The sequence below is a fragment of the Bryocella sp. genome (assembly GCF_058498515.1).
Map to the genome: position 1 here is coordinate 111643 of NZ_JBMHYI010000008.1, position 16771 is coordinate 128413.

Below are 16771 nucleotides of genomic sequence, written 5' to 3' on the forward strand. Positions count from 1 at the left end.
GCGTCGAAGGACGCCCCGCAATCGGCTAAAGCTAGATCCGGTAAAGCTTAAGGGTTGAAGCGATCCGGCCACCGCCAGCGCGAGACGACGTAGGAGCGCTCGAGTTCGAAGGCCTGTACGGTCTCGGTCATGAGGCGTGTACCGGCTGCGGGGTCGGCCTCGGCAGCGCGGGCGTGCGACGCCACCCAGGCCATGTACAACGGCGTGAGCGCGCCCAGCAGATGGCCGCGGTTGATGGTGCGAAGGCGGTAGGCCAGCGCAAAGTCATACACGATGCGTGCCCATACTGCAGGAGTGAGCGCGAAGCTCTCTGCCGGAGCGAGCGACAACCGCTTGAGCGCCAGCAGCGTCTGCGGTGGGAGGATCAGCGACCAGAGATCCTGCAGGCTCTTGTAGGCGAGGCGGAAGTTGTCGACCAGTTCGCGTACATCGGGAGAGACCTCGATCGCGCTCGTAGTGGGAGGCTGCCATGAGGTGGCCGCGCCAGGCGCGGAGATGCGGGCGCGCTGCCAGTAGCTGGCCTTGGCTTCGATGTCGGCGAAGAGCGAGGCGGCCACGGCGGTGAAGAGTTCGTTGAAGGCGTCCTCCGGCGGGTGCGGGAGCGTGTAGCCCTCCAGTGTGGCTTCGCGCACGTGACAACCCGCGACGGCGGCCTCGCTCACTGGCCACAACATGGCGTCGTTGGCCGCACTGGCTGCGCGATGCGCTGCGCTCTCGAGCCGTTCGAGGAGACGGAGCGAGACGAGCGCATCCGTCGGCAGAGGGTAGTGCACGTCCGCCGCGAAGAGTGCGCGGGTCAGCGGATAGAGAAGCGCTGCGTTCACCAGGCCCTGCTCCTCACTGGCTGGAGGACGCGGCGTGACGAGGTCGACAGGGCGATCGCCGGTCGTGTCGGCGAGTGCTCGCAAGGTCCCGGGCGTGGCCCAGGCGCCATGGGCGCCCAGCAGCAGCACGTAGGGCGCGCGGTATTCGCGTGCGGCATAGGCGGCCTCGGCATAGTCGGAGGCAGTCAGCACCCAGCCGGTTCTGGGGGTGACGCTGCGCGGCGCGCTCCAGCGCATTCCGGGCGGCAGCGGCGCGGGCGCGGGATCGGGCGAGACGACAACGATGGACGTGCCGGCGAATGCTGCTTCGAGAGCGCTGACGGTCAGTGCCGCCACATCATTGGGCTGGGCGGCGAGCCACACGAGGAGCGACGGCGACTCCGCGGAGGCGCTTCCAGCAGGAGCGCTGGTCACGTCGGTCGTGTCGATGATGGGAGAGGTCGAGGTCGCCATGGGTCGTCTCTCAGCGCGAGCTCAGCGCCAACAGGCCTCGCAGCGGAAGAGCCAGCCACGCGGGTCGGTTGTTGAGTTCGTACATCAGTTCATAAGACGCCTTTTCGAGCAGCAGCGCACGAAGAAGTGCATCCTGCTGTACCGGCGCGGGAAGAAGGGCGGTGTCGGCGAGCACGGACCGGTAGGCTTCGAGGAATGCCGAGCACGCGGCGGCCTCCCACAGAGCTGCCCAAGCGCTGACGTTTGTCTCGATCTCGACTGGCTGTCCCTGGATCGCAACGGTCTGCGCCGCGTAGGCCGCATAGCTGAAGCTGCGCAGCATGCCTGCGACGTCCTTCAGCGGCGACTGCTTCTCGCGGCGCTCCTCGAGCGAACGCGCTGGCTCGCCTTCGAAGTCGACGAGGAGGAAGCCGTCCTCGGTGCGCAGGGTCTGACCCAAGTGATAGTCGCCGTGCACACGGATGCGCTGGCCGAAGCTCGACACCTCACCGCCGAGGCGCTCAATCTGTGCGAGAAACTCGCTGCGCTGCGCGATCAGCCGCTGCACCTGCTCGGCTTCATCCCCGCTGAGGCTGCTCGCGCTCTCTGTGAGTGCATCCAGCGTGCGCGTGATCTGCGCCGCGACCCGTATGTGCTCTCGCTTCAGTGCGGACGCATCGTATGGCTCTGCCTGGAAGGCTGCGTCGGCGGTGGGCGTCGCAAGGGCGCGATGAAGCTCAGCACTGATGCGGCCGAGCGCGGCTGCGGCCTCGAGGCTCGTTGCCGCCGATGATGCGAGTGCGGCAGGCGCTGCGAAGGCGGCGAGCGGGTCCACGTGTTGTAGCTTCGAGGGCGCGGGGTGTTCTTTGACCTTCGCGAAGAAGCTGGCCAACTCGCCCTGCATCCACTGCCAGCCATCGCCTTGATTTTTGGCGAAGGCCTGCAGGAAGGCAATCGTCGTTGCGTCGGAGGCGAGATGGAGATCGCCGTAGTAGGCGGCGATGTGCGGGAAGTGCGCGACTTCGGTGAGGAAGCGCGTGATCTCCACGTCGGGGTTCTCGCCCGCGCGTAGCCGACGGAAGAGCTTGAGGATCGCGCGATCACCGAAAAGAATGCTGGTGTTCGATTGCTCCGCCGAGCCGACGCGGGAATCGATGTTCAGGTCAACATCCTTCAGCGCTGTGGAGTGCGCGGCGATCAGCGAATACGCCGCGGCACTGCTCCCCATCTGCGCCAGATTGCCCGCCGCTGCGACCTCATGCGCTGCGCAAATCATCTCCTTGAGCGCATGGCGGAACTCTTCGTTTGCCGTGGCGTCGTAGACGATCTTGGTCTCTCCGCCGGCTTCGAGCGCGGTGAGGATGGACTTCGTCGCCTCCGCACGAATAGCCGCGGCCTCATCGCCGGAAGCTGTCGCAAGCGGAAGCTGATAGACCTCGCTATCGCCGCCATCGTCGAACTCCACCTCGATGCCTGCGAGCACCCCGGAGCTCTGCGGCACCGGTGTCGTCCACGCGATGCGTGCGCTGGCAATGGTGCGCGACTTCGCGCCGAACCAGCGTTGCCGAGCGAAAAACGCAGGCAGTGCAGCTTCGATCGTTTGCACACCCTGTGGCCCTGCGATGTCGCCAAGGGTGTTCATGGCTCCCGGAGTTTCTGCAACGGACGATGGAGCGGAAGCGATTCCAGCATCGATGTTTTCTGTAGCTGCTGTCGGAGTCGGTTGCGTTGGCGAGGTGGTGTACATCGTCGGCACGGGCTGCTGCAACTCCAGCCAGAAGAAGCTGTAAGGAGCGAGCGTTAGCGCATACGGAGTGTTGTCTATCATCGGGAAGGGCACGTAGCCCAGCATCTCCACCGGCACACGGCCCGCGTAGCGCGAGAGATCCAGCTGCACCGGTTGCGCAAAGCGCGAGAGGTTCGCGACGCACAACACGGTCTGCGACTGGACGTCATCGGAATAGCTGTTCTCGGGCTTGTACTCCCGGATGTACGCGAGGATCTTGCGATTGTCGGGATGCAGGAACTCGAGCGTGCCGCGGCCGAATACCTGGAATAGCTTACGCAGCGCGATCATGTTGCGCGTCCAGTGCAGCAGGCTCGAAGCATCGCTCTCCTGCGCCTCGACGTTGATCGCCTGGTAGCCCCAGATGGGATCCATGATCACCGGAAAATAGAGCGCCGCGGGAACGGCTTTGGAGAAGCCGGCGTTGCGATCCGAGTTCCATTGCATGGGCGTGCGCACGCCGTTGCGATCGCCGAGATAGATGTTGTCGCCCATGCCGATCTCGTCGCCGTAATACAGGATCGGCGTGCCCGGGAAGCTGAACAGCAGCGAGTTCAGCAGCTCGATGCGGCGGCGGTTGTTATCGAGCAGCGGCGCGAGGCGGCGACGAATACCCACGTTGATGCGCATGCGCGGGTCAGCCGAGTACGCGAGGTACATATAGTCGCGCTCGTCGTCGGTCACCATCTCCAGCGTGAGCTCGTCATGATTGCGCAGGAACAGGCCCCATTGGCAGTTGGCGGGGATCGCGGGCGTCTGCGCCATGATGTCGGTGATAGGAAGGCGGTCTTCCTGGCGCAGCGCCATGTAGATGCGCGGCATCAGCGGAAAATGGAAGGCCATGTGGCACTCATCACCATCGCCGAAGTACGGCCTCACATCCGCGGGCCACATGTTGGCTTCGGCGAGAATGAGACGGTTCTCGTACTCCGCGTCGAGCACAGAGCGGATCTTCTTGATGAGAACGTGAGTCTCGGGGACGTTCTCGCAGCTGGTGCCGTCGCGCTCGATCAGATACGGAATCGCGTCGAGGCGCAGGCCATCGACGCCCATATCCAGCCAGAAGCGCATCGCCTTCAGGACTTCTTCCATCACTGCGGGATTGTCGAAGTTCAGGTCCGGCTGGTGCGAGAAGAAGCGGTGCCAGTAGTACTGCTGCGCGACCTCATCCCAGGTCCAGTTGGACTTCTCCGTGTCGGTGAAGATGATGCGGACGCCTTCAAAGAGCTTGTCGGTATCGGACCAGACATACATCGCGCGCTCGGGCGAGCCCTTGGGCGCGCGGCGGGCGCGCTGGAACCACGGGTGCTGGTCGCTGGTGTGATTGATGACCAGCTCGATCATCACCTGCATGTCGCGCGCATGGGCGGCGTCCAGGAACTCCTGGAAGTCGTCGATCGTCCCATAGCTGGGATTGACGCTGACGTAGTCGGAGATGTCGTAGCCGTCGTCCCGCAGCGGCGAAGGGAAGAACGGGAGGATCCAGAGGCACGTCACTCCGAGGTTCTGCAGGTAGTCGAGCTTCGAGATGAGGCCCTGGAAGTCGCCGATGCCATCCGCGTTCGAGTCCGCGAAGGCCTTCACGTGCAGCTCGTAGATGATCGCGTCCTTGTACCAGAGGGGATCGGTCGTGCTGGCTGGCTGCTTGCGAATCATCGAACGGGCGTACCTCAAGTGACTCTGTGCAGGTTGGATGCAGAGCGGGCGGCTGGCGATGGTTGGCGGGTATACTTTCGACCAGCGGCTTAAGCTTGGGAGACGCGGATGAAACCACTGGATTGGTCACAGTGCGCGGCAGTCGAAAGCATCCCCGATAAGGTCGGTGGCGCATGGGTGCTGCGCGGCACGCGGACCCCGGTCAAAGTCATCTTCGAAAACCTCGAAGCCGGGCTGACCGTCGATGAGATTATCGAGCAGTTTCCGGTGACCCGCGACGAGATCGACGGCATTCTTGAATTCGTCGCATCGTCACTCGAGCAAAGCGCAGCCTGACGACCCGATGCGCATCTTGTTCGACAATGGAATTCCACGCGGACTGGCAGCTTTGCTGTTGGGGCACGAGGTAGTGGAAGCCCGCCGCGAAGGCTGGGATGAGCTTACAAACGGTGAGCTTCTGCGGGCAGCCGAAGATGCTGGATACAAGCTGTTGCTGACAAACGATCGAAGAATTCCCTCGCAGCAAAACCTGGCGGGGAGAACCATTGCGCTCCTCGTCCTTACAACTTCGCAGTGGCCGGCGGTGCGGGCTGCGGGTGGCCAGATTCTTGACGCCGTCGACGCAACGGTACCCGGCACGTACCGCGAGATCGAAATTCCGTTGCTTCGACGCCGCTGAACTACCTCACAATCCGAAACACATGCGCCGGCAGCGCCGGGCTCAGGCTGACGTAGTTGTACTGCCCGTTCCAGCGATAGCGCGCTCCAGTCAGCAGGTCTTCCACCTCGAACGAATCCTCCCACGGCAGGCCCAGGGACGGCATCCAGAGGTTCACTATCCCCGACTGGGTGTTCTTCGGATCGAGGTTCACGACGGTCAGGATGGTGTTGGCCTTGGCGGCCTCGGCCAGAGCGGCCTGTCCCTTGGGGCCAATCTGGTCGCTTGGCAGCTCCGGCGTCGTGGACTTCGAGTACACAATCAGCTGGTCGTTGGGCACGGAGTGGAAACGAGTGTTGGCGTTAGCCTGCAGCGCGGGGTTCGTCTCGCGGATGGCGTTGAGCCGCGTGATCAGTGGAGCGATGGAGTAGGCGGCATCGAGGTCCCACGTCCGCAGCTGATACTTCTCGCTGTCGAGGTACTCCTCGCTGCCGGTCTTACCCGGCGACGGTGGCGCGGCGCGGCCTTCGAGCAGCTCGTATGCCGGGCCGTAGATGCCATAGTTCCCGCTCAGGGTGGCAGCAAGGATCACACGTTGCTGAAAGATCGCACGACGTTCTGCGAGGTCTTCCACCTGAAACTGCGCGTGAAGAATGTCCGGCGTGTTGGGCCAAACGTTGGGCCGGAAGAAGTCGGCGACCGGGGCGTTATTGATCTCGGTGAAATAAGCCTCGAGCTCCGCCTTCCCCGTGCGCCAGGTGAAGTAGGTATAGCCCTGCGTGTAGCCGCCCTTGGCCAGCGAGTACATCACGTGCGGGCGAGTGAACGCTTCGGCGAGGAACAGGGCGTCGGGCGCGGATTTGCGCACCTCAGCAAGGCACCACTCCCAGAACGGCAGCGCCTTGGTGTGCGGATTGTCCACGCGGAAGACGCGCACACCGCGCTCGGTCCAGAACTTGAAGACGCCGTAGAGGGCGTCCCACAAATTGCGCCAGTCCGCGGACTCGAAGTTGAGCGGATAGATGTCCTGATACTTCTTAGGCGGGTTCTCCGCATACTGGATTGAGCCATCCGGCCGGATGATGAACCAGTCGGGATGTTCCTTCACCCACGGGTGCTCCGGCGCGCACTGGAACGCAATGTCCAGCGCAAGCTCCATGCCATGCGACTCGGCAGCCTTCACCAGCGAGGCGAAGTCCTCGAAGGTGCCGAGCTCGGGCAGCAGCGCGGTGTGGCCGCCCTCCGCCGCGCCGATGGCCCAAGGGCTGCCGACGTCTCCATCCAGCGCGGTCACCGCGTTGTTGCGGCCTTTGCGGAAGCCGCGCCCTATGGGATGGATGGGCGGCATGTACAGAACGTGAAAGCCCATCGCGGCGATGGCGGGCAGGCGCTTCTCGACGTCCTTGAACGTGCCGTGAACTCCCTCGACGTTGGCGGCCGACCGTGGAAAGAGCTCGTACCAGCTGGAGTAGCGGGCGCGCTGGCGGTCCACCCAAAGCTCCAGCTCGCGGTCGGAGCGCGCGGCAAAGCGGAGATCGGGATACGAGTCGGCGAGGGCGATGATCTCGTCGCTGACGGGATAGGTAGCGTAGTACGGCAGATCCTGATCGGCCAGCGCGCGGAGTTCCGCGGCGGCGGCCTTGAGCGTCGCGGCATCGTCCCCGCGCGCGCGATCGGCGGCGGCATCGAGCTGTCCCGCGCCCATGCGCAGGGCGAGCGGAATCTCCTGCGGAACTGTGTTCGGCGAGAGCTTGTCGGGATCCGGCTGCGCGGCGAGCCGCTTGGTCAGGTCGCTTGACCAGGTGTCGAAGTGGTCGACCCACGCCTCGATCTTAAAGCGCCACGTGCCGATGCGATCGACCGGAAAGGTTGCAGCCCACAGGTCGTTGTTCAGCGGCGTAAACCGCGCGGAACTCCAGGTGCCGTCGGAGGCGTGGGTGTAAAGTAGGCGGCCGGCGACGTGATCGTGGCCATCGGAGAAGATGGCGGCCGTGACGGTGACGGAATCGCCGACGGTGCGCTTGGCCGGATACCGCCCGCCATCGACCTGGGGCTGGATTTCCTCAATGATGACGCGACGGCGGCCTTCAATCGGTTTCATGGTCTTGTCAAACTCTCAAGTCTTTGGATTCACATCACGCGATCGCGATGGCCATCGTGCGGCGGCCCACGCCCCAGCAGCATCGAAGCAAGAGAGATTCCGAACGGGCGGCATATCGCCGAACGTCGGGATCAGCGCACTCCAACCCTTATACCCCTCCTGCGCCTCGGCTGCATGAAGGACATGAACGTTGGATGCACGCCCGGGGAGGGCCCATTGCCGGAGTGGTTCCGTAAGGAAAAACAGGCGCCGCTGCACGGCGCGCCGATCGAAGACTACGCCGTGATCGGCGATTGCGAGACAGCGGCGCTGGTCAGCCGGGAGGGCTCGCTCGATTGGCTGTGCTGGCCGTCCTTCGCCTCGGGGGCCTGCTTCGCCGCCCTGCTGGGGACCGCGGAGAATGGCTTCTGGAGGATCCGCCCGAAGGCGAAGATCCTCGAGACGCGCCGCCGCTATCGCCCCAATACGATGATCCTCGAGACGACTTTCGTCACCGAGGAAGGCGAGGTGTGCCTGGTCGACTTCATGCCGCCGCGCGGGGAATACTCCGACGTGGTGCGCATGGTGCACGGCGTGCGTGGCAAGGTCGAGATGCATATGGACTTTGTGCTCCGCTTCGACTACGGGCTCACGATCCCGTGGGTGACGATGCATGATCACGAGCTGATCGCGGTGGCCGGGCCCAACATGGTGGTGCTGCGCACGACGTGCCACGGAGGCCCTTTCGCCGAGCTGCACGGGGAAGCCATGACGACCGTGAGCGACTTCACGCTGACGGAAGGCCATCAGGTCTGCTTCACTATGACCTATGCCCCCTCGATCGCCGAGGTGCCGCGCGCCATCCACCTCGACCACGCGCTGAGCGATACCGAAGCCTATTGGACGCAGTGGGCCGCGGTGAACCAGTACAAGGGGCCGTACAAAGAGGCTGTCGATCGCAGTTTGATTCTGCTGAAGGCGCTTACGTATCGACCGACGGGTGGCATCGTCGCCGCGGTGACGACGAGCCTCCCGGAGCGTTTGGGTGGCGAGCGCAACTGGGATTATCGCTACTGCTGGCTGCGCGACACAGCCTTTACGTTACTGGTGTTGCTGCGCGCGGGCTATGTGGAGGAGGCCACGCAATGGCGGTTGTGGCTGCTGCGGGCTATCGCCGGCGCGCCCGACCAGCTGCAGACGCTCTACGGCATCAACGGTGAGCGCAAGCTGGTGGAGTGGGATGCGGCCTGGCTGCGCGGCTACGGAGAGTCGCGGCCCGTGCGGATCGGCAACGCCGCCAGCGAACAATTTCAGCTCGATGTCTTCGGAGAAGTCGCGGTCGCATTGAGCCGCATGCCCGAGGCGAGCGATGATCTGCGCACGTCATCGGTTGCGTTGCAGGCCTCGCTCGTCGATCATCTATGCCAGGTCTGGACCGAGCCCGACGATGGCATCTGGGAGGTCCGTGGCAAGCGGCAGCACTTTGTCTACAGCAAGGTGATGGCCTGGGTCGCGCTGGATCGCGCCATCAAGCACTACGAGCGCTTCGACGGCGCCGGAGACGTGAAGCGCTGGCGCAAGAACCGCGACATGCTGCACAAGGAGATCTGCAAAAAGGGCTTCAGCAAAAAGCTCAATTCCTTCACGCAGGCTTACGGTTCGGATGCTCTCGACGCGTCGTGCCTTCGTCTGGTGATCGTCGGCTTCCTTCCTCAGGATGACCCGCGCATCATCGGCACGGTCGATGCGATCCAGAAACAACTCATGCGCGACGGTCTCGTGCAGCGTTACGATACCGCGAAGACGAAGGATGGCCTCAGCGGCGGGGAGGGAACGTTCCTGGCCTGTAGCTTTTGGCTGGTGGTGGCGCTGTATCTCATCGGCCGCCAGGAGGAAGCGCGTGTACTGTTTGAGCGGCTTCTCCTGTTATCGAATGATGTCGGTTTGCTAAGTGAGGAGTACGATCCCGTCGCGCGCCGCATGCTGGGCAATTTTCCCCAGGCGTTGTCGCATATCGCACTGGCTCACGCTGCCTTTGCGCTTTCGGGGCAGTCGACCCCGGAACCCTATACCGGGCCAACAAGTTAGCGTTCCATGTTGCACTCGTCGCATCGCGGATCCCAGAGCGAGTGCAACCTCAAACCGCACTTCGCGACTCTATCTGGGTGACAAGAGTGGAAGTCCGGCGCGCCGTGGAGTGCCCTTGCGAAGGTGTGGGCTTTGCCGCGCTGGCGCTATACGTCAACCGGATGCTTGACAACGAGTCGCACGTGCGACGCAGCCCATGGAGATCGTGATCGCATGAAGCGTATTCCAGCTTCGACCTACCGGCTGCAGCTTCACAAGGGATTTACGTTTGAGGACGCCGGCAGCATTGCCGACTACCTCAAGGAGCTGGGCGTCTCGCACGTCTACAGCTCGCCGTATCTTCAGGCTGCGCCGGGCAGCATGCACGGCTATGACGTGGTGGATCATCGCAAGGTGAACGAGGAGCTTGGCGGCCTCGAGGGGCACACACGTTTTTCCGAGTGTCTGGGCGAGGTGGGCCTTGGCCAGGTGCTGGACATCGTGCCCAACCACATGAGCCTCGCCCCACAGAACCGCTACTGGTGGGATGTGCTGGAGAACGGCATGAATAGCCGCTATGCGGGCTTCTTCGATATTGACTGGAACCCCAACGAGGAGCGCCTGCGCGAGAAGGTGCTGGTGCCGATCCTGCCGGATCAGTATGGTCGGGTGCTTTCTGCAGGCGGCATCGTGGTCAAACGCGCAGGCAGCACCTTCGTTGTGGAGGCAGCGGATCAGACGTTCCCGATCGCACCGGAGAGCCTGTCGACGATACTCTCGCGGGCCGCAGAGTATGCGCGCAGCGATACCTTGAACTTTGTCGGCGCAAGCTATGGCCGTCTGCCTTCGACCGACATCAACGATCGCCGCACGGTGCTGGCGCGGCATCGTGACAAGAACGTGCTGCAGGGCCTTCTCGACCGGTTGTGCAATGAAGAACAGGGAGTCTGCGACTCGGTGGACCGTGCCCTGCGCGAGCTCAACAGCGATCCGGATGCGCTCGACTCTTTCCTCACGCAGCAGCACTATCGTCTTGCGTATTGGAAGACAGCGGATCAGCAGCTCGTGTATCGCCGCTTCTTCGATGTGAACACACTCATCGGCCTGCGCGTGGAGCGCGAGTTCGTCTTCGAGGAGACCCATGCGCTGATCCTGAAGTGGCTGAAGAGCGGGCTGCTGGATGGAGTGCGCGTCGATCATCCCGATGGCCTGCGTGATCCGCTGCAGTACTTCCAGCGCCTGCGTGACCGCGCGCCCGAAGCGTGGATCGTCGGGGAGAAGATCCTCGAGCCCGGCGAGTGGCTGCGCGACTGGCCCATCGAGGGCACCAGCGGTTACGACTTCCTCAACGTCGTGCTGGGTGTGCTCGTCGATCGTGATGGGGTGAAGCGGCTCGGTGAGCTCTGTTCCGAGTTCACCGGCGATGCAACACCGTTCCCCACGGTCGCGCACGATAAGAAGATCGCCGTAACGCAGGAAGCGCTGGGCAGCGATGTAAATCGCCTCGCTACTCTCTTTGTCAACATCTGCGAGAGCCACCGTGAGGAGCGCGACTTCACGCGCGCGGAGATTCGCCGTGCGATTCGCGAGGTTGCGGCGTGCTTCTCCGTCTATCGCACCTATGTGGTGCCCGATCGCAGCGAGATCAACGACGAAGACCGGAGACGCATTGCGCGGGCCTGCGAGTCGGCGAAGACGAATCGCTCGGACATTGATGGTCTGCTCTTCGACTTCATGCGCGACGTGCTCACGCTAAAGGCTCCGGGCAAGGATGAAACGGAGTTCGTGCAGCGCTTCCAGCAGTTCACGAGCCCGGTGATGGCCAAGGGGGTCGAGGATACAGCGTTCTACTGCTTCAATCGCCTCACCGCCATGAACGAGGTGGGCGGCGATCCTGACTGCGGTGGCTTCGCAATGGAGACCTTCCACGAGTATCAGCGGAGGGTGCTCGCGAGTTCGCCGTACACCATGACGACGCTGAGCACGCACGACACCAAGCGCTCCGATGACGTGCGGGCGCGGCTGGCGGTGCTCAGCGAGATCCCGCATGACTTTGCTTCGGTAGCCAGCCGATGGAGCGAGCGAGGTCGTCCGCTCAAGCGTGGGGACATAATCGATACGAGCACGGAGTGGTTCCTTTATCAGACCGTGATTGGCGCGTGGCCGATCACGAAGGAGCGGCTGCGCGAATACATGCTGAAGGCAATGCGCGAGGCCAAGGTGCGCACCAGCTGGGTCTCCAACAACGCGGAATACGAGACCGCGCTGGGCGAGTACATCGACGCGATGCTCGGTGATTCTGGTTGGGTTGCGGAGATCGAATCGTTCGTCGCAAAGATCCTGGAGGCTGGCCGTATCAACTCGCTCACGCAGACGCTGGTGAAGCACACCGCTCCGGGTGTTCCGGACCTGTACCAGGGTGGGGAGCTATGGGACCTCTCGCTGGTCGATCCTGATAACCGCCGGCCCGTGGACTACGATCTGCGGCGCAGGCTCCTCGCAGAGTTGAAGGACCTAGACGTGCGCGCCGTGATGGCTCGGATGGACGACGGTATGCCGAAGCTCTGGACCGTTCATCATGCGTTGCGCCTGCGCAACGAACAGCGTGACTGGTTCGGAGCGGACGCGGCGTATCAGCCCATCGAGGCTACGGGCAAGCACGCCGAGTGCGTCCTTGCCTATGCGCGAGGGAACAATGTCATCACGGTGGGCCAGCGGCTCAGCCTGCGACGCGAAGGAGAATGGGCGGATACGCGGGTGAAGCTTCCCGAAGGCACGTGGCTCAATCGCCTCACCGGAGAGAGGCTTGAGATTGAGGGTAGTCGCGAAATCGGGCTCAGTGCGCTGCTGATGGAGTTTCCCGTCGCTTTGCTGACGCGCAGCTAACCACGGCGGTACTAATCAGTACCACGAGACAAGAAGGAGTAGTCATGCATCGCTTTGGAGTGTGGGCGCCGCGAGCGCAGAAGATGTCGCTGAAGCTGGGCGACCGTGTCCTCGCGATGGAGGGCCCGAATGGGCGCGGATGGTGGAAGCTCGAACTGCCGGAGTGCGAGTGCGGCGACCGCTACGCTTTTCTCATGGACGATGATCCGACGGCGTACCCTGATCCGCGCAGCATGCGCCAGCCGGATGGCGTCCATGGTCTCAGCGAACTCTACGACCACAGCCTCTTCGAGTGGCACGATCAGCTGTGGCGTGGCGCGCCCAAGACCGGCGCGGTGATCTACGAGCTGCATATCGGCACCTTTTCGAAGGAAGGAACCTTCGACGGAGCGATCCCTCATCTCGACTATCTCGCTGAGGTCGGCGTCACGCATGTCGAACTGATGCCTGTCGCGGCATGGGCAGGCTCGCAGGGCTGGGGATACGACGGTGTCTCGATCTTCGCCACGCATGAGCCCTACGGTGGTCCCGATGGCCTCAAGCGCTTCGTGGACGCGTGTCATGCGCGTGGGCTGAGCGTCATCCTGGATGTGGTGTATAACCACTTCGGCCCGGTGGGAAACTATACGAATAAGTTTGGTCCGTATCTTACTGACCGCCGCAAGACGCCTTGGGGCGATGCTGTCAACCTGGACGAGGCGGGCAGCGATGAGGTCCGGCGCTTCTTCGTCGACAACGCGCTGATGTGGCTGCGTGACTACCATATCGATGGCCTGCGGCTCGATGCGGTCCATGCGTTCATCGATCTCTCCGCCGTGCACTTCCTCGAGCAGATCTCGAGCGAAGTCGAGCGGTTGGGTGCCACGCTGGGTCGCGAGTTCTATCTCATCGCCGAGAGCGACCTCAACGATCCGCGTATCGTGCGGCCGCGTGAGGCGCAGGGTTATGGCATGGACTCGCAATGGAGCGACGACTTCCATCATGCGCTGTTCACGCTGCTCTACGACAAGGAGCCGGGGCGGGCGTACTACTCGGACTTCGGCACGGTGGGCGACCTGCATAAGGCGCTAAAGCATGCCTATGTGTATGACGGGCAGTACTCGGCGTACCGCCGGCGCAAGCATGGCCGGCCTGCGGAAGGACTCGCCGCGCATCACTTCATCCACTTCGACCAGAACCACGATCAGGTGGGCAACAGGGCGCTGGGCGAGCGGCTGGAGCACCTTGTCGGCTTTGACGCAGCGAAGGTCGCGATCGGCATCGTGCTGCTGGCTCCGTATGTGCCGATGCTCTTCATGGGCGAGGAGTTCGCGGCGTCGACGCCGTTCCTCTACTTCGCGGACCATGAGGATGAGGAGATGCGCAAGGCCGTTGCGGAAGGCCGCAAGCGGGAGTTCTCCGCGTTCGGGTTCTGGGACGAGGTGCCGAACCCTGAAGACCAGAAGACCTATGAAGACTCGAAGCTGAACTGGGACGAAGTCAACGAAGGCAAGCATGCGGACATGCTCGGCTGGGTGAAGGCCCTCATCAAGCTTCGCCGCTGTACTGTGTCCTTGAACGACGGCAGTATGCAGCGGCTGCGCGTTTCCACCGACGATGTGCGGCGCACGCTGGTGATGCAGCGCGATGAAATTCGCGTGATTGTGAACCTCGGACATGATCCGCAGAGCTTTGACCTGATGCAGCACGAGGGACTGCTGATGGCCTCTCGCTTCGATCTCGCGCAGGATGACAAGCACATTGAGCTGCCGCCGATGACGCTTGCGGTTCTGCACTGCTCCCACGAGGAGTTCGACAATCGCGAGGTGCAGTAGCCACGTCGTGCGGACTGAGATAATGACGCTGAGTCGAAGCCCTTCGACACGGAGGCCGCGTGGCGGACGAAAGCATCAAGCCCATCAAGACGATCAGCAGCCGCGAAATCTATCGCAACAAGTGGTCGCGCGTTCGTGAGGACGTCATCGAGCGCGCCAATGGGCAGCGGGGCATCTATGGCGTGCTCGACAAGGACCCGGCGTGCATCGTGATTCCCATCGAGCATGCAGCGGACGGCGACTACGTGTGGCTCGTGCATCAGTTTCGTTACACCGTCGGGGCGAGCTTTTATGAGCTGCCGCAGGGCGGGTGGGAAGATCCTGATGTCGACATCGAAGAGATGGCTCGCGGTGAGCTGCGCGAAGAGACGGGCATGACCGCCGAGCGCATGACGCCCATCGCGAAGCAATGGATCGCCTACGGCGCGATGCACCAGATCCATCATGTCTACCTGGCCGAAGGGCTCAAGCCGGGCGAGACCGATCGCGATGAAGAAGAGGACGACATGACGGTGCATCGGGTGCGCGTCGAGGAGTTCGAGGCGATGCTGCTCGATGGGCGGGTGATGGATAACTGCACGGCGGCGGCCTGGGGTGTTTATCTCGTTTGGAAGCGCGCCGGCGGCCGGTAGGGGTACCCCCTCCCCCCCCCTATTTCTCGCAAATGCTCAAAACAGAGACTTTAGCTCCGGACCTCGTTTTTGGAGGTCGTGTTTCGAGTGTGCTGATGTGCGTGGCGGAGATGAAGCGAGGAAAGGGCCTACTTCCATTGTAGAAAGTGGGGAAGGAAAGTCTGCCAAATGCCGGGTGGTTTCTCCGGCTGTTGGAGCGCTTCGTGTTGAGACGGTTGGGGTTCGAGAGGAAAGTCGATGCTGCCATTTACCGGTCGGCCTCGAAGGCCGAAGTCGGCTTGCAGTCATCGGAACACGGTGTCGTCGCACGGGTGTCTGCTTCCGCATCAGCCTCAGTCTTCCGCATCTCCGAAGGCTGTTCGGGAGCATGCTCGTTGCGCACCAACCAGAACACGATGCCCAGCGACAGCGATGCCGCAGCCAAGGCAAAGACCACGGCGGGCTGTGTCTGGTAAATGTCGAGGATGATGAACTTGCGAACCATCGCGAGGAGCGCGATCAGGACGACCGAGCGGATCTGTACGATATCGCGCTGCTGATGGAGCACGATTAGCAGGGAGTGCTTGAACTCCATCGCGATCAGGACAGTCAGGACCATCCCAAACACGGTCTGGAAGACCTGAGAGTCCCGAGGGTCCAGCAAATGGCTCCGCACCAGATCGAAGGTATGAAGGATCAGCTGCCAGGTCGCCGCGCCGACGATGGCGGCAATGATGGCGGTCAGCAGCGAGATAATCAGATGTTCGAACTTCTCGTAGATCGAAAAAGTTCCCCAGCGCCTTTGTAAGTCGAGGTTGAAAACTCTCACGGCATCCCCCTTGGTACTGCTCCTTTCCGTACCACCGCACAGGAGGGTGCCTTCCAAGGGGGCGCACCCTCCCGGTATAAGGTTTTGAGGTGTATTGGTCCAGGTGATACTGCCCTACAGCTTCAGGCTGCGCGCGAGCCTTCCATCTGCTTCGGAGCCGGCTTGGAGCCTGAGCCGATCTCGATCTTCAACTGTTTCGGCTTGGCAGCTTCCTTCTTCGGGAACGTGATCGCCAGGACGCCGTTCTCATAATTGGCCTGAGCCGACTCCGTTTCGATCGTAGAGGGCAGAGTGAAGCTGCGAACGAAGCTCCCGTAGCGACGCTCGATCCGGTGGAAGTTCTCTTCTTTTTCGTCCTTCACCAACTTGCGTTCGCCCTTGACGGTCAGGGTTTGGTTCTCCAAGTTGATCTGCAGCTGCTCTTGTGGAATCCCCGGCACCTCCAGTTTCAGCACCAATCGGTTCGCGTCCTCGTAAACGTCGACTGGAGGGATGAAGTTACCGGCGCTCAGGCTTTCATTCTGCAACTCGCCGTTGGAGCTGGCGAAGTCATTGAAGATGGAATTCAAACGGTTCTGGAGTACCGCAACGCCATCCAGAGGCGAACGGAACGGAACAAAGCGAGTCATCGTGGTCATAGCACTCTCCTTATAACTTCCTCAAAGGTCTGTGAGGGTAACCTCCTCACGCACATTATGACGCAAGTCTGCAAAAAACGGTTGCAAGAAATATGCTTGCAGTATGCTCACATCTGGAAGTAAGCTCACGAGCCGATAGCAGAAGGGCCTGCCTATACTCGGCAGGCCCTACACGGTCACAAATTGCAGTTTTTTTGTAACTTACCGGTGGTGCACCTCAACCCGCGGTCCTACCGGGCGGACCCAGGGATGCGAGTAGGGGTGAACGTACGTCACACGGTTTCCCCAGACACGCTCCCAAGGGTGTCCGCCGATGACGATGGTATGCGCGGGCCAGAAGAACGCTGGGCCGGTCCACCAACCCCATGTCCCGAACGTGGCGGAGATCGTCACTGCCGGACCAAACCGGATAGCTGTGCCGACCACAAAACCGGGCCGTGGACGGGCGAAGACGACCACCGGGTCGTAGTAAGGGACGTAGAACAGACCC

General features: G+C 62.4%; 11 protein-coding genes and 1 pseudogene. 6 read left to right on the top strand and 6 right to left on the bottom strand.

The annotated features are described in order from the left end of the window. Positions 1-47 precede the first annotated feature (47 nt). On the bottom strand, positions 48-1277 hold the full coding sequence (locus AC5E6W_RS02475) for a hypothetical protein (protein WP_491750671.1): 1230 nt from the start codon (positions 1275-1277) through the stop codon (positions 48-50). Between the two features lie 10 nt (positions 1278-1287). Continuing rightward, positions 1288-4698, bottom strand: coding sequence for a maltose alpha-D-glucosyltransferase (treS, locus tag AC5E6W_RS02480; RefSeq protein ID WP_491750672.1), 3411 nt, complete (start codon positions 4696-4698; stop codon positions 1288-1290). Positions 4699-4806: 108 nt separating this feature from the next. Here treS and AC5E6W_RS02485 point away from each other — a divergent pair, with 108 nt between their 5' ends. Both AC5E6W_RS02485 and AC5E6W_RS02490 read left to right on the top strand, forming a co-directional pair. Further along, positions 4807-5034 carry a DUF433 domain-containing protein gene (locus AC5E6W_RS02485; RefSeq protein WP_491750673.1) on the top strand — a complete coding sequence of 76 codons (228 nt, stop codon included), beginning with the start codon at positions 4807-4809 and terminating at the stop codon, positions 5032-5034. Positions 5035-5041: 7 nt separating this feature from the next. Beyond that, the gene (locus tag AC5E6W_RS02490; protein ID WP_491750674.1) at positions 5042-5377 is read left to right on the top strand and encodes a hypothetical protein; all 336 of its coding nucleotides are present in this window, start codon (positions 5042-5044) and stop codon (positions 5375-5377) included. Between the two features lies 1 nt (position 5378). Here the strand turns inward: AC5E6W_RS02490 and AC5E6W_RS02495 are convergent, their stop codons facing one another. Next, positions 5379-7457, bottom strand: a complete 2079-nt coding sequence (locus AC5E6W_RS02495; RefSeq protein WP_491750675.1) for an alpha-1,4-glucan--maltose-1-phosphate maltosyltransferase — start codon at positions 7455-7457, stop codon at positions 5379-5381. 174 nt (positions 7458-7631) lie between these two features. Here AC5E6W_RS02495 and AC5E6W_RS02500 point away from each other — a divergent pair, with 174 nt between their 5' ends. From AC5E6W_RS02500 to AC5E6W_RS02515, 4 genes are all read left to right on the top strand, one after another. Further along, a complete protein-coding gene (locus tag AC5E6W_RS02500; protein ID WP_491750676.1) occupies positions 7632-9524 on the top strand; it encodes a glycoside hydrolase family 15 protein in 1893 nt (630 codons plus the stop codon). Positions 9525-9737: 213 nt separating this feature from the next. Beyond that, positions 9738-12389, top strand: a complete 2652-nt coding sequence (gene treY, locus AC5E6W_RS02505; protein ID WP_491750677.1) for a malto-oligosyltrehalose synthase — start codon at positions 9738-9740, stop codon at positions 12387-12389. A 44-nt stretch (positions 12390-12433) separates the two neighbouring features. Beyond that, positions 12434-14203, top strand: coding sequence for a malto-oligosyltrehalose trehalohydrolase (gene treZ / locus AC5E6W_RS02510; RefSeq protein ID WP_491750678.1), 1770 nt, complete (start codon positions 12434-12436; stop codon positions 14201-14203). Positions 14204-14262: 59 nt separating this feature from the next. Then, entirely contained in the window at positions 14263-14835 is a 573-nt protein-coding gene (locus AC5E6W_RS02515) for an NUDIX domain-containing protein (protein WP_491750679.1), read from the top strand. A gap of 247 nt (positions 14836-15082) precedes the next feature. Here the strand turns inward: AC5E6W_RS02515 and AC5E6W_RS02520 are convergent, their stop codons facing one another. The 3 genes and pseudogenes from AC5E6W_RS02520 to AC5E6W_RS02530 all read right to left on the bottom strand — a co-directional run. After that, positions 15083-15700: a phosphate-starvation-inducible PsiE family protein gene (locus AC5E6W_RS02520; RefSeq protein WP_491750680.1), complete on the bottom strand. Its 618-nt coding sequence runs from the start codon at positions 15698-15700 to the stop codon at positions 15083-15085. 65 nt (positions 15701-15765) lie between these two features. Beyond that, entirely contained in the window at positions 15766-16281 is a 516-nt protein-coding gene (locus AC5E6W_RS02525; RefSeq protein WP_491750681.1) for an Hsp20/alpha crystallin family protein, read from the bottom strand. A gap of 201 nt (positions 16282-16482) precedes the next feature. Continuing rightward, positions 16483-16771 (bottom strand): annotated as a pseudogene (locus AC5E6W_RS02530) (hypothetical protein); the annotation flags it as partial.

Excerpts from the sequence above, each read along its gene's own strand:
- AC5E6W_RS02475 (WP_491750671.1), bottom strand. The coding sequence starts at position 1,277 with ATGGCGACCTCGACCTCTCCCATCATCGACACGACCGACGTGACCAGC.
- treS (WP_491750672.1), bottom strand. The coding sequence starts at position 4,698 with ATGATTCGCAAGCAGCCAGCCAGCACGACCGATCCCCTCTGGTACAAG.
- AC5E6W_RS02485 (WP_491750673.1), top strand. The coding sequence starts at position 4,807 with ATGAAACCACTGGATTGGTCACAGTGCGCGGCAGTCGAAAGCATCCCC.
- AC5E6W_RS02490 (WP_491750674.1), top strand. The coding sequence starts at position 5,042 with ATGCGCATCTTGTTCGACAATGGAATTCCACGCGGACTGGCAGCTTTG.
- AC5E6W_RS02495 (WP_491750675.1), bottom strand. The coding sequence starts at position 7,457 with ATGAAACCGATTGAAGGCCGCCGTCGCGTCATCATTGAGGAAATCCAG.
- AC5E6W_RS02500 (WP_491750676.1), top strand. The coding sequence starts at position 7,632 with ATGAAGGACATGAACGTTGGATGCACGCCCGGGGAGGGCCCATTGCCG.
- treY (WP_491750677.1), top strand. The coding sequence starts at position 9,738 with ATGAAGCGTATTCCAGCTTCGACCTACCGGCTGCAGCTTCACAAGGGA.
- treZ (WP_491750678.1), top strand. The coding sequence starts at position 12,434 with ATGCATCGCTTTGGAGTGTGGGCGCCGCGAGCGCAGAAGATGTCGCTG.
- AC5E6W_RS02525 (WP_491750681.1), bottom strand. The coding sequence starts at position 16,281 with ATGACCACGATGACTCGCTTTGTTCCGTTCCGTTCGCCTCTGGATGGC.